The organism is Citrobacter sp. R-1.5.2, assembly GCF_035064245.1.
In the GTDB taxonomy this organism is placed as follows: Bacteria; Pseudomonadota; Gammaproteobacteria; order Enterobacterales; family Enterobacteriaceae; genus Citrobacter.
On sequence record NZ_JASEYC010000013.1, the window covers coordinates 132,420 to 147,293 of the forward strand.

Sequence of the window (14,874 nt, forward strand, 5' to 3'; positions counted from 1 at the left end):
CTATTGGCATATTAAATAGATATTAATGATGAAATGGGTTCTGTTATTTTTTTTCACCGTAAATAATATTATATTAATCACTGCGATGAACTCAAGGATGGTTGTCGTATGGCGCAATGGATGCGCATTTTTATTCTGCTGTGGCTACCTTGTGTGGCTATTTCAGTTTCAGGTGCTAATGCATCGACTATTTCAGGAGAACTCAGTGAATCAGCATTGCCTGATTTAGCGAGCGATTCTGCGAAAAAAACGGAACAGGATAATAGCGGCAAAGCATATACGGATAAAGGTGCCGACTATTTTATTAATTCTGCCACTCAAGGGTTCGATAACCTGACACCAGAAGCCCTTGAATCTCAGGCTCGAAGCTATCTTCAGGGACAAATCACGTCATCTGCACAATCTGGCGTTGAATCACTCCTGTCACCTTATGGCAAGGTGCGTACTAATCTGGCGATTGGCGAGGGGGGTAATCTGGAAGGCAGTAGTCTGGATTATTTTGTCCCCTGGTATGATAACCAGCAGACGCTGCTTTTTAGCCAGCTTTCAGCCCAGCGTAAAGAAGATCGTACTATTGGTAATCTGGGGTTTGGTGTGCGGCAGAATGTTGGAAACTGGCTACTGGGCGGCAACATGTTTTATGACTACGATTTTACGCGTGGTCATCGCCGACTGGGTTTAGGCAGTGAAGCATGGACCGATTTTCTGCGTTTTTCCGGTAACTATTACCATCCGCTGTCAGGCTGGAAAGATTCTAAAGATTTTGAATTCTACGAAGAACGCCCGGCACGGGGATGGGATGTTCGTACTGAAGCGTGGTTACCCTTTTATCCGCAACTTGGCGGAAAACTAATTTATGAACAGTATTATGGCGATGAAGTGGCGTTGTTCGGGACCGATAATCTGCAAAAAGATCCGCATGCACTGACGGTTGGTCTTAGCTACACGCCAGTTCCTCTGGTTACGCTGAGTACCGATTATAAAGCGGGTACCGGAGACAACACTGACTTAAGTATGCGTGCTTCATTGACGTATCAGTTTGGTACACCGATAGCAGCACAACTTGATCCGGAAAATGTAAAAACACAACATTCGTTAATCGGGAGTCGTACCGATTTTGTTGATCGTAATAACTTTATTGTTCTTGAGTATCGCGAGAAAGATCCTCTTGATGTCACCCTGTGGCTGAAGGCGGATACAACCAATGAACACCCCGAATGCATCATCCAGGATCAGCCTGAAGCGGGAGTGGGGCTGGAAAAGTGTAAATGGACGATCAACGCGTTAATCAACCATCGCTACAAGATAGTGACGGCATCGTGGCAGGCGAAAAACAATGCGAATCGCACGTTGGTTATGCCCGTGGTCAAAGCCAATACGCTCACCGAAGGCAACAACAACCGTTGGAATCTGGTGCTTCCTGCATGGGTGAATGCCAGCACAGAAGAAGCACGACTAGCGCAAAACACCTGGAAAGTACGTATTACCCTGGAAGATGAAAAGGGCAATAAACAGAATTCGGGCGTTGCGGAAATAACGGTTCAGCAGAATCGTCAGATTGAGCTCGTTGTCGATAATATTGCTGATGCCGATCGTACCGATCGTAGCCATGCTGCCAGCGCACTGGCAGATGGCGTAGATGGTGTTGTAATGGGGGTACTGCTAACGGATTCTTTTGGTGAAAGTACCGACAGCAATGGCAACGAACTGGTCGATAAGGCAATGACTCCTGAGTTGTACGACAGTAACGACAACAAAGTTACATTAGGGTCGACGGCCTGCACCACAACAACACCCTGTGTATTCATCACCAGCCGCGATAAAACTGCAGGGACAATCACCCTGGCGAGTACGCTGCCGGGAGCCTTCCGCTGGAAGGTCAAAGAGGATGCTTATGGCGATAGCAACTATGTCGATATTACTTTCCTGAGTGAGAGCACCACTGACCTCAAGGCCATCATCTATCAGTTAAAAGCGGTAAATCCGGCGAATCTGGCGGGCAAGGAAGACCGCCACCCCATACTTAACAATACCTACCGTTTCGTCCTCTGGCGCGACAAAAACAACGATGGCGTGTTCCAAATGTCAGAGCAGCTCGTGGAGGATGAAATGACGCGGTACGACTACCAGTGGGAATTTATCGGGCAGAGCACCAACGGACATACCGGGGCGCTGGCCAATACTCGTAATGAAGATTTAGTGCTGCCAATAACCAATAAAGAGGCGGCACAAAAATTTACTGCCAATGAGGAAGATGGCGTTCAGGGTTACGGCATACGGGTGATGTATAGCCAGAAATAGCGTCAGTGAGTTTACCGCTGATTGTTGAAGAAAAAGGAGAGTCTTAATGCAGGTATTATTTAATAGGCGATTGACCAGGGTCGCTCTGGCGCTGGTGGTTGCAGGATACTGCTCGGTTCCGGCAATGGCGGCGGACGGCAATTTAAAAAGCGGTCAATGGCAGATTTTGACTGATAGCACAGGGTCTATCCAGGGGACGATTCCGTGGATCACTCGGGCGGAAGATAAGGTTGCGGAAACTGATAAGAACCACGTTGTAGTCACTATCGATCGCGGCAGTCGTACTATTGGCTCCGGCGACGGTGATAAGCAGTTCCATATTGGCGATAAGGTAACAGTCAACTGGGCGATTGGTGATACAGAAGGCGATTTGGATACGGGCAATACTGCCACCAAAGCCACTGTTATTTGGGTGCGTTCGAAGAACCAGGACGGCTCGGATGCTGAAGAGATTAGTGGAACGACGGGCCAGGACACCTACACCATCCAGGCCGATGATGCTGATTATTATCTTGGTATCAAGATTACGCCAACCACAACCACCGGTGATCCGAATGTCGCGACAGTCTTACTGCTGAATGACCTTTCCACCAACGCGGGCGGCGGTGCGGACGACGATGATATTCCGGAAGGCCCGGTTGTTGATGATAACGTGAAAGTGGCTATCTATGAGTCTGGAACAACGGCGAACCTGCTGGGTAATACGTCCACCAAACTCAAAACCAATACCACCTATAAAGTTCTGCTGTGGAAAGATAAAAACGGCAACAATACTTATGATACCGGTGAAGATGTTACCAGCAGCTATAACTATCGCTGGAAATTTACCGGGACCAGCCTGCAGCTTGGCGCGGCGGGCGGTATCGTCAACGAAAGCTTCAACAACAGCGATCTGGTTATTCCTGTCACCAATGCTGAGGCGAAAACGGCATTCGACAACGGCGAGAGCGGTGGTGTTACCCTTGGCAACGATGGTGTCCAGGGTTACGGACTGTCAATCGATTACCAACGCAAGTAATACTCACCAAGGCCATTCCCGCAGGGGATGGCCTTTTCCATGCCTTTTGCTTAGCCGCACGCTAAGCAAAAGGTGTTGAAAAATCTCCAGAAATTACAAGTGGATATCGCTCATGGATGGCAATCTGCGTCGTTATAAAATGTATCGTTTCTTACTGGCTATGTTGCTGTTTGTTGACTGCATGGCATTGCCCGCCTCTGCGGCGCTGAAAAGCGGTGCCTGGCAGGAACTGAGCAGTGCCACAGATGCCATCAACGGTACTGTCCCGCAGGCCGATGGCGCGACAATTCCGGTTTATCAGGGGAGTGTTTTGCTTAATCCGGAGGACACAAACACTGTCAGCTTTAGTGCGATGCCCCGTGACTTCAGCACTGATGATACGCCGAGTGCATTGCAACTGGTGAACCCTGTTGACACCGAAGGCGATATTTTCGCTATACCACCATTACGCTGGGCAAGTCAGATGCCTGTCGTTGAACTCATCTGGGCAGATGCCAGTACGCCGGACGAGCCGCTGGATCCACAGCCTGCCGCCAATAAGACCTTTTGTGCACAAAATATGGCTGGACGGCAGTTTGTCGTCTGGCCGCAAATTGATGCCGATACCGCCACCACGCTCTATCTGCAAACCACGACCGGCACCCCATTTAATAATACCGTCTCGTTGCTGAGTCAGAAGATACCGATTTCCATCGCAGCGGCGGCCGGCGATCCAATATCGATCTCGGCCGATCATTATGATGATACGTTGCAGGCGGCGAAGGTGAAGGCTGGAGAGAGCATTACGTTGAGCATTACTACACGTGATTGTCAGGGGGAGCCCGTTGGTAATACGGCATTTGTTATCACCCGTAGTGACGCGTTGAATCGCCAGGGAGAGGTCAACAATAACGCACCTGTGCACGTGGGGGATACTGAACTGACTACGCCGGGCACTGAATATCACGGTACCACTGATGCTAACGGAAAGGCTACCGTCACGGTTACGCAGACCAATGGTCCTGGCGTGAAAACGCCACTGACGGTTTATCCCACGAATGCCGTAACGTTAAAAGCTGATATCGATGTGATTTTCACGACGTTAACCAGCCCGGACAGCGCTAACGCTAATATGTGGGGCCATATGACCGAGAGTGCCAGTGCAACGATTGATGGGGAGACGTACACGTTTACACGGCCAAAGCTGGCGGCGGAAACAGATGGCGAAAATGGGGTTGTGGCGGCTAACAATGAAAGTTGGGCGTTGTTTACCTGGAGCGGAGCGGATAACGGCTGTGACATTCTGCCGGATGCGCGTCAGCTTATGGGGTTAAAAATTGCCCGCGGCGACCTGGTCACTTCTCTGGGGTGGCCAGTGGCGGGAACCAACGAATACTGGTCGTCTTCGACAGGGACATTGAGCCAGAACCATCTGGGCGTCAATATGCTCAGCCGTAGCGTTGCTGATGAGCCAGATAGCACCACCTCCGTGGTGAGCTGTGTTGATAAGGCCTCGCCTGAGGTGACGCCAATTGTCACGCTTACGCTGGATAGCATGGACAGCACAGTCAATGCGGCGAAGGTTAACGTGGGCCAGTCAATCAATATGAAGGTTGCCGTCACCGATAACGTAACGGGGGAAGCGCTACCGTACCGCAGTTTTGATCTGTATCTGGGTGATGAACAGAACCGAAAAGGGCAGACGAATGCCCAGGCACAAGCTGAGGGCGAGAGCTATGGCTGGAATGATAATCCGGTGCTGGCGAGCATCGAAGGTTCAGGGACACCGGAACATTATCATGGTATTACCGGTGCAGACGGTCAGCTTTCCGTTGAATTGACACAGAATAACGGCGCTGGCGTGATGACGCCGCTGCGTGTGGCGCTGACCGACGGTACTGAAGCTTTGGCTAACGTCATTTTTACCGTAGTGACCAGTCCAAATGTCTCGCAGGCGCGGATGTGGGGCCATATGCAGGGGGGGGTTGAAGCCGGCAATATCTATAAGCGCCCGTTGCTGGCGTCTGAAGCGACGGCGCAGACGGGCTCGACGGTGGAAAACCATGAAGACTGGGCTACTTTCAACTCGGTGACGGCGGCAACCAACCAGTGCGGTGCTAATCAGGTACCAGGGCAGTTGTCACTGGACTCGCTGTATCAGGCACATTCCGGCAATGCGATGGCGACGCACTATGGCTGGCCAACAGCTGGCCATAGCTATATCTCTGCTGATACTGATGGCACAGAGACCGCGCATGTCAATCTGGTAAACGGTGCTGATACACTGTTCAGCGGTATGGAAGCGAACTACCTCAGTTGTTCGGGTAATGAACTGGTGACCCGGCTGGAGGTCTGGTTCAACGACGATGCGACCCTCAGTCAGGCTACAGCAAAAGTGGGCGAACCGATTACGATGCATGTCCATTCCGTGAATGCGCTGAACAACCTGGCGGTGCCGAGTGCCAAATTTACGATCACGATGACACACGGTAAAAACCGCAACGGCCTGACAACAGGTTTCAGCGACAGCACTGACGGCGCGTTGGTTATGGGGGGCGAAACCTACGGTTCTTCTGAGTCATCCATGACTTATGAAGGGATGACCGATTCCGAGGGCAATGCGTCGATAGTGATAGAGCAACCGCAGGGCGTGGGACTACTGACGCAACTCACCGTTGTACCTGTTAACTCGTACATCACTACACCGGTATCACGCAGCGTTAAGTTTTTGGTTCCTACCAGCCCCGATACAGCAGATGCGCAGATGTGGGGCTATATGGCGGATACCATTACCGTCGGTAACCTGACGTTTGAACGACCCAAACTGGCGGCGGAAGTCAATGCAACGCGCACTCAGGAAGAAGATAACGAAACCTGGGCGCGGGTTACCCATGCCGATGCAGCCGGTAATACGGGCGTCGGTGGTTGTGCGACAATGCGGTTACCGCGACTTGACCAACTAAGCGAGCTCTATAGCGCTAATAGCAATGGTGCAATACACAACATCCAGGGCTGGCCAGTTACTGAGCCGTATTGGTCAGCGACATTTGCCAGCCCGACGGCGTGGAAAACGCTCTCCCTTGCCAGCGGTAATGAGGGGAACGACGGTAGCGCATCCATTTATACCAGCTGTCTGGCAAGTGACAACGCTGTCGCCACCACCATTACCCTTGAGGTGGTTGATGCCACTGAATGGAGCGATGCTCAGCAGGCGGCAAAGGTGAAGAAAGGCGATACCCTGCAACTCAGGGTCACAGTGAAAGATGCCAGCGGTGAACCGCTACCGGATACGCCGTTTGTATTGCGTCGCGGAGACGGCTACACCCGCCAGGGGGTTCAGCATACAGCCGGCAGTGGCGACGGTATTGTGTCACCCGTCGTGATTGATGGTGAATCGCTTAACGATACTTCTACCAAAATCGGCGGACTGACGGGCGCTGACGGCAGCAAAATCATCAATGTTACCCGTCCAAATACACACGGTACGAAAGTCGCGATTACCGCTTCGCTGTATGACAATGCCAGTGTGAGTGACAGCATCGATACTATTTTTACCGTCGCAACCAGCCCGGACAGTGATAAAGCAGCGATGTGGGGACATATGCCGGAAACGACAACCGCGGCTAACGGTACAGTATTCAAGCGCCCGCTGTTGCTCGCTGAGATCTCTGACAGTGTTGCCGGCAGCAGCAAAGAGAACAACGAAACCTGGGGAACCGCAGATTATCATGGCATTACCAACATCTGTGGTGCTGAGTATGTCCCGGCTCTTGCCGATTTGCAGTCGCTCTATGAGGCCTGGCCGGGCGGGGCAATGAATACACAGCAGGGGTGGCCGTTGGATGAAAAAAACTATCAAAACAGCACGGTCGATCTCAGCCGAACCAGTGAAAATCGGTATGTGAAATCGCTCAATCTCCGTGATAACGGCATTACTTCGCAACTCTGGAGTGAAAAACTCTATTTTTCCTGTTTGCAAAATGCGCATGCCGTCGCGACACATCTCACGCTGACATCATCGCTGTATATCGCGAGTGAGGGTTACGCTAAAGCCAGGGTGGGTGAAACTATTCCGCTGGTGATAACGACACTGGATGCGCAGGGCAATCCTGTCGGAAATACGCCAGTGATTTTTGCGCGAGGCGAGAGTACAGGACGTGCCAGTAAAGACATTAACAGCAGCGATGCCGCCATGATGCAGATTAACCATGAAGAGGGGCGTACCAGCAGCGCCGAATATTATACGGTTACCGGGGATGATGGTACGTTGACGCTGGACATCAGTCAGGATAACGGTGCGGGATTTATCACGCCGCTGCAGGCGATGATCGATGGTTTGAGCGAGAGCAGGCAGTCATTACCTGCCGTGTTCACTGTGATGACCAGCCCGGATACGGATAAAGCAAACTACTGGGGCCATATGCCGGAAACGGCGACGAATAGCGCGGGAGTGACCTTCCGCCGTCCTTTGTTGGCCGCAGAGATGTCATCGTACAGTTCAACATATACCTATAACAACGAAGTCTGGCCGCTGGTTACTGCGGCAAAGACACAGGAAGCGGGTGCAACAGGCTGCGATTTAGCCTATCAGCCGCTGGTGGCTGATATGCAAACGCTGTATATCGATAACATGAGGACTTCCGGTGGTATCGGGACGGTTTACGGTTGGCCGATTGGGGCAAATAAGTCCTGGTGGGCGGCCGATCGCGAGGCAGGCACCGGGAATTATCAGTTTGTTCAGCTGAGCACTGGTGGTAACAGTTCAACAAGTAGCTCAGGTGCCACGGCTGCACAGGTGTGTCTGGTTGATCCCCGTATAACGGCATCGTCGATTACGTTGAGCTCAACGGCGATGGAGGCGACAAAAGATGCCGCTGTGGCAGAAAAAGGCGATGCCATGCCACTAACGGTTACCGTACAAGACAGTAGTGGTAATCCGGTGTCGGGGGCGAGTTTCACACTTTCTCGTAGCGATTCGACGAACCGGGCGGGCGTAGTGATTACTGATGGTGATGTAGAAGCTGATATGGGAGGAGATAACCTTGTTCTCAGAGAACTGACTCCAGCAAGTGATATCAGCGATATGACAACTGCCGCCAGTGTTTTTACAGGAACGACTGGCACGGAGGGCAAGGCAACCTTTACGCTAAGTCAGGACAAGAGCCTGGGGTTGAAAACAACGCTGACTGCGACATTAGTGAGCGATACCCGGCTGCAATCGTCGCTGGATACCATCTTCACGGTACCAACCAGCCCGGATACTGATAAGGCTCATTATTGGGGACATATGCCTGATACAGTAAGCGCTAACGGTAAAATGTTACATCGCCCGCTGCTGGTGGCAGAGTTGCCTTCAGGCGTAACACCGCCGTTATTTATTTTACTCAACAAAGAAGAGTGGGCGTTGGCACATACGGTGGATACCAGTACATGGGATTTAGCGGCGCAGTGCGGTAGCCTGAGCCAGGCAGCGTCGCTGGATGATTTGAAAGCACTGGTTTCCGTCTTCAGCAGCTCAGGGTGGCCATCGACATCAAGCTATGCCTATCTGTCGGGCACCAAGTGCGGCAGTAACTATTGCGGCGTTAACCAGACCAATGGCTCGGTGAATTCGTATATCGACGCTAAGAAAACAGCAGGTTTTGCCACCTGCGTGGAGTAGGAAAACTTAACGCGCCTTACGGGCGCGTGACTTTTTCTGCAGGGTTACAGTCGTGACTTCGCTCTCCACCCAGCCATCTTCCAGTCGTGTCTTCATGACATCACCTGCTTTTACCTGCCTGGCCTGTTTTAGTACCTGGCCGCTGCTGGCTGTGGTCACGCTATAGCCGCGCGCCAGCGTGGCTAACGGGCTGACAGCTTCCAGATGCGTCACCGTATTGCCGAAACGTTCACGTTGATCGCTCAGCCGTGTACGAATGTTCTGTGCCAGACGATGTTCCAGTTGCTGAATACGCGTCTGGGCACGATAAATCCGAGGCTGCGGGTTTTGCTGGTTCAATCGCTGGGTAATACGCAACTGACGTGATGCTACGCGTTTTAGTTGATTATCCAGTGCGAGGTTCATCCGCTGACGCAGACGCTCAAGTGAGGTCTGCTGGCGTGCCAGACGCAACTGAGGGTGCTGTTGTTGCAAGCGATGATGGATCTGGGTAAAGCGACGGGTACGGTTGGCAAGGTAGTAATCCATCGCCATTCCCAGGCGTTGCTGTACAGATTGAACCTGGCGTAACAGCTCCTGTTGATTGCGGCTGACAATTTCGGCAGCCGCAGACGGCGTAGGTGCACGCAAGTCGCCGACGAAGTCAGCGATAGTGACATCGGTTTCATGACCGACGGCGCTGACGACCGGAATGGCACTGTTAAATATTGCCCGTGCCACGCGTTCGTCGTTAAAGCTCCATAAATCTTCCAGCGAACCGCCGCCACGCCCGACGATTAAAACATCGCACTCCTGACGTGCGTTAGCCAGTTCAATGGCGCGTACGATCTGGGCCGGTGCATCATCACCCTGCACGGCGGTTGGGTAAATTATCACGGGCAGGGAAGGGTCACGACGCTTCAGAACATGGAGGATATCGTGCAGCGCAGCCCCGGTTTTCGAGGTGATCACCCCGACGCAATGGGCCGGTGAGGGCAACGGTTGTTTGTATTGCTGATCGAACAACCCCTCAGCCTGTAATTTGGCCTTCAGCTGTTCATATTTTTGCTGTAACAAACCTTCGCCCGCAGGCTGCATGCTCTCGACGATTATCTGGTAGTCGCCGCGCGGCTCGTACAGCGTAATGTTGGCGCGTACCAGCACTTGCTGTCCATGCTGCGGGCGGAATGTCACCCGACGGTTACTGTTGCGGAACATTGCGCAGCGTACCTGGGCGGTGTCATCTTTAAGCGTGAAATACCAGTGGCCTGACGAGGGCTGGGTGAAATTCGAGATTTCGCCGCTGATCCACACGTGTCCCATTTCCTGCTCAAGCAGCAGACGAACCGTCTGGTTTAGGCGGCTTACGGTAAAAATTGAGGTGGTTTGAGAGGATAACATGTGAGCGGGATCAAATTCTAAATCAGCAGGTTATTCAATCGAAAGTAACATGCTCACAGAGGAGCGCAAGGTTTTTTTGCAAAAAAGTGTGGATGCAATCGGTTACGCTCTGTATAATGCCGCGGCAATATTTAATAACCTCCCAGGTGAGATATTGCCCATGCTACGTATCGCTAAAGAAGCCCTGACGTTTGACGACGTCCTCCTCGTTCCCGCTCATTCTACCGTTCTGCCGAATACAGCTGACCTCAGCACGCAATTGACGAAAACCATTCGCCTGAACATTCCTATGCTCTCTGCGGCAATGGACACCGTGACGGAAGCACGCCTGGCAATTGCCCTGGCTCAGGAAGGCGGCATCGGTTTTATCCACAAAAACATGTCCATCGAGCGCCAGGCCGAAGAAGTTAAACGTGTGAAAAAACACGAATCTGGCGTGGTGACCGACCCGCAGACCGTACTGCCAACCACCACGCTGCGTGAAGTGAAAGAACTGACCGAGCGTAATGGCTTTGCAGGCTACCCGGTTGTAACGGAAGACAACGAACTGGTCGGTATCATCACTGGCCGTGACGTACGCTTTGTGACCGACCTCAGCCAGCCGGTTAGCGTTTACATGACGCCGAAAGAGCGTTTGGTAACCGTACGCGAAGGTGAAGCGCGTGATGTTGTGTTTGCAAAAATGCACGAAAAACGTGTTGAGAAAGCGCTGGTTGTTGATGAAAGCTTCCATCTTCTCGGCATGATCACCGTAAAAGATTTCCAGAAAGCAGAACGTAAACCTAACGCCTGTAAAGATGAGCATGGTCGTCTGCGCGTGGGTGCTGCGGTTGGTGCAGGCGCAGGTAATGAAGAGCGTGTTGATGCGCTGGTTGCCGCCGGTGTTGATGTTCTGCTGATCGACTCCTCTCATGGCCACTCTGAAGGCGTTCTGCAGCGTATCCGCGAAACACGTGCAAAATACCCTGATCTGCAGATCATCGGCGGTAACGTTGCTACGGGTGCTGGCGCGCGCGCTCTGGCCGAAGCAGGCTGTAGCGCGGTTAAAGTCGGTATCGGTCCTGGCTCCATCTGTACTACCCGTATCGTTACCGGTGTGGGCGTTCCGCAGATTACCGCCGTTTCTGATGCGGTTGCAGCACTGGAAGGGACAGGCATTCCGGTTATCGCCGACGGCGGTATTCGTTTCTCTGGCGATATTGCTAAAGCGATTGCTGCAGGTGCTGCTGCTGTCATGGTGGGTTCTATGCTGGCAGGTACCGAAGAGTCTCCGGGGGAAATCGAACTGTACCAGGGGCGTTCTTACAAGTCTTACCGTGGTATGGGGTCCCTGGGTGCGATGTCCAAAGGTTCTTCTGACCGTTATTTCCAGAGCGATAACGCTGCTGACAAACTGGTTCCGGAAGGTATCGAAGGTCGTGTGGCGTATAAAGGTCGCCTGAAAGAGATCATTCACCAGCAGATGGGCGGCCTGCGCTCCTGTATGGGTCTGACCGGCTGTGGTACTATCGACGCGCTGCGTACTCAGGCTGAATTTGTCCGTATCAGCGGTGCGGGTATTCAGGAAAGTCACGTTCACGATGTGACCATCACCAAAGAGTCCCCTAACTACCGCATGGGCTCCTGATAAGTTTCCGCGCCCGGCTCTATGCCGGGCGAATTTGTTTCACTTGCCTCGGAATTAGCGTCAATGACAGACAATATTCATAAACATCGCATTCTCATCCTCGATTTCGGATCGCAGTACACTCAACTGGTTGCACGCCGCGTACGTGAACTGGGCGTCTACTGTGAACTGTGGGCATGGGATGTTACGGAAGCACAAATTCGCGAATTCAACCCAAGCGGTATTATTCTTTCCGGTGGTCCGGAAAGTACCACCGAAGCAAACAGCCCACGTGCACCAGAGTACGTGTTCAATGCTGGCGTGCCGGTCTTTGGTGTGTGCTATGGCATGCAGACCATGGCAATGCAACTGGGTGGACATGTTGAAGGTTCTAACGAGCGTGAGTTCGGTTATGCACAGGTTGAAGTCCAGACCGATAGCGCGCTGATCCGTGGTATCGAAGACTCCCTGACTGCAGAAGGCAAACCTCTGCTGGACGTATGGATGAGCCACGGCGATAAAGTGACTGCGATTCCGGAAGGTTTTGTTACCGTTGCCAGCACCGACAGTTGCCCGTTCGCCATCATGGCGCATGAAGAAAAACGCTTCTACGGTGTGCAGTTCCACCCGGAAGTCACCCATACCCGTCAGGGTATGCGCATGCTGGAGCGCTTTGTGCGTGACATCTGCCAGTGTGAAGCGCTGTGGACGCCGGAAAAAATCATCGACGACGCTGTTGCACGTATTCGTGAGCAGGTTGGTAATGACAAAGTGATCCTCGGTCTGTCCGGTGGCGTTGACTCCTCCGTTACCGCAATGCTGCTGCACCGCGCAATTGGCAAAAACCTGACCTGTGTCTTCGTGGATAACGGTCTGCTGCGTCTGAACGAAGCTCAGCAGGTGATGGATATGTTCGGCGATCACTTCGGCCTGAATATTGTTCACGTGGAAGGCGAGCAGCGTTTCCTGGATGCGCTGAAAGGCGAGAACGATCCGGAAGCCAAACGTAAAATCATCGGCCGTGTTTTCGTTGAAGTATTCGACGAAGAAGCGCTGAAGCTGGAAGATGTGAAGTGGCTGGCGCAGGGAACTATCTACCCTGACGTGATCGAATCCGCTGCTTCGGCAACCGGTAAAGCACACGTTATTAAATCTCACCACAACGTAGGCGGCCTGCCGAAAGAGATGAAGATGGGCCTGGTTGAACCGTTGCGTGAGTTGTTTAAAGACGAAGTGCGCAAAATTGGTCTTGAACTGGGTCTCCCGTATGACATGCTGTACCGCCACCCATTCCCGGGTCCTGGGCTCGGTGTTCGCGTGCTGGGCGAAGTGAAGAAAGAGTACTGCGATTTGCTGCGTCGTGCGGATGCTATCTTCATCGAAGAACTGCACAAAGCTGACCTGTACAACAAAGTAAGTCAGGCGTTCACCGTATTCCTGCCGGTTCGTTCCGTTGGCGTAATGGGCGATGGCCGTAAGTATGACTGGGTTGTCTCCCTGCGTGCTGTAGAAACCATCGACTTTATGACCGCGCATTGGGCACACCTGCCGTATGACTTCCTGGGCCGCGTTTCCAACCGCATCATCAACGAAGTTAACGGTATCTCCCGCGTCGTGTATGACATCAGCGGTAAGCCACCAGCGACCATTGAGTGGGAATAATCCCTCTCCCTGTTATCGGCTACTGAGCCAATAACATGTAATAAAGCCCTCTGTAAATCAGGGGGCTTTTTATTATCTATGGTCGGGAAATTGAATTCAGGACGATATGAATACCGCCTATTCTGTAGGGGGCTAATCAACCAACTGCAACTGTGGCTGCGTTTTGGATGCAACATTTTCCACACGAATATCCATTTGCGGATAGGGCAGGTCGATATGGTTGTCGTCCAGCGCTTCTTTAATACTTTCCAGCAGGTCGTAATAGGTGTTCCAGTACTCAGCATTGCGCACCCATACACGAACATAGAAGTTCAGCGATGAGGCGCCAAGCTCTCCCAGTCGCACGGTCACACCACGTTTCTGATCTATACGACGATCCAGTTCGATGATCCGATTGATAACGCGTTTGACATCAGCGATGCGGCTCTGATAACCAACGCCAATGACCAGATCGATACGGCGAAACGGGTGGCGAGAATAGTTAATGATGTTATCGGAAATGATCTTACCGTTTGGGATCACCACTTCTTTGCTGTCGGCGGTGAGAAGCGTGGTGGAGAAAATGTGGACCTTTTCTACCGTTCCGGTAACAGCGCCAATCTGTACGACTTCCCCGGCGCGAAATGGACGTAGGGAGACCAACAAGACGCCAGCGGCAAAGTTGGATAACGACCCCTGTAACGCCAGGCCGACAGCCAATCCCGCAGCACCGATAACCGCAATAATGGATGATGTTTCAATACCGACGCGGCCCAGTGCGGCGACAACGAAAAAGGCGAGGGTAATGTAACGGACGAGAGCAGTGAAGAACTGGATGATGGTGATGTCGACTTTTCGCTTGAGGAGTAATTTTTCCAGCCCGCGGGAGAGCAGGCGAGAGATAAATTTACCGACAAACAACAAAATGACGGCAGCGACGATGTTCCAGCCAAATTGAATTACCGCATCACTGTGCCCGGCAAGCCATTCAAGACCGGTACGTATTTTGGGAAATAATGTAAAACTACTCATGGTATGACCCTGTAGTATTAACAAATGTTAGAAATTCAAATAAACAATTAATTTTTTATACAAAATATTAATGCGTAGGCCGCTGATATTTTTTGAGGATATTAATTAGCGGTTATTTGAGCTGTGTATGTCTTTTTATGTGCAGTAAAGGCGAACGTAAAAAAACAGCGCAAATGGTGGGTAATGACTCCAACTTATTGATAGTGTTTTATGTTCAGATAATGCCCGATGACTTTGTCATGCAGCTCCACCGAT

Annotated in this window: 8 protein-coding genes; 5 read left to right on the plus strand and 3 right to left on the minus strand. The window is 52.0% G+C overall.

Going from position 1 to position 14,874, the window contains the following annotated elements:
• Positions 1-108 precede the first annotated feature (108 nt).
• From sinH to QMN38_RS20330, 3 genes are all read left to right on the plus strand, one after another.
• A complete protein-coding gene (gene sinH, locus QMN38_RS20320; RefSeq protein ID WP_271455576.1) occupies positions 109-2,301 on the plus strand; it encodes an intimin-like inverse autotransporter SinH in 2,193 nt (730 codons plus the stop codon).
• Positions 2,302-2,347: 46 nt separating this feature from the next.
• Positions 2,348-3,319, plus strand: a complete 972-nt coding sequence (locus QMN38_RS20325; RefSeq protein ID WP_323605825.1) for a SinI family autotransporter-associated protein — start codon at positions 2,348-2,350, stop codon at positions 3,317-3,319.
• Between the two features lie 124 nt (positions 3,320-3,443).
• Complete coding sequence (locus tag QMN38_RS20330; RefSeq protein WP_476580380.1) at positions 3,444-8,960, plus strand: adhesion domain-containing protein; 5,517 nt, start codon at positions 3,444-3,446, stop codon at positions 8,958-8,960.
• 6 nt (positions 8,961-8,966) lie between these two features.
• On the opposite strand, the gene xseA is transcribed toward QMN38_RS20330, so the two are convergent.
• Positions 8,967-10,340 (minus strand): exodeoxyribonuclease VII large subunit, encoded by a 1,374-nt coding sequence (gene xseA / locus QMN38_RS20335; protein WP_323605826.1) that lies wholly within the window; start codon positions 10,338-10,340, stop codon positions 8,967-8,969.
• A gap of 160 nt (positions 10,341-10,500) precedes the next feature.
• Between xseA and guaB the strand changes: the two genes are divergently transcribed.
• Together guaB and guaA are read left to right on the plus strand one after the other, a co-directional pair.
• Positions 10,501-11,967, plus strand: a complete 1,467-nt coding sequence (guaB, locus tag QMN38_RS20340) for an IMP dehydrogenase (protein WP_271440705.1) — start codon at positions 10,501-10,503, stop codon at positions 11,965-11,967.
• A 63-nt stretch (positions 11,968-12,030) separates the two neighbouring features.
• Positions 12,031-13,608, plus strand: coding sequence for a glutamine-hydrolyzing GMP synthase (gene guaA / locus QMN38_RS20345; RefSeq protein ID WP_124021378.1), 1,578 nt, complete (start codon positions 12,031-12,033; stop codon positions 13,606-13,608).
• A 132-nt stretch (positions 13,609-13,740) separates the two neighbouring features.
• On the opposite strand, the gene mscS is transcribed toward guaA, so the two are convergent.
• A complete protein-coding gene (gene mscS, locus QMN38_RS20350; RefSeq protein WP_323605830.1) occupies positions 13,741-14,619 on the minus strand; it encodes a small-conductance mechanosensitive channel MscS in 879 nt (292 codons plus the stop codon).
• Positions 14,620-14,813: 194 nt separating this feature from the next.
• On the minus strand, positions 14,814-14,874 hold a 61-nt coding region (locus QMN38_RS27035; protein WP_071528444.1), incomplete at its 5' end, for an IS1 family transposase.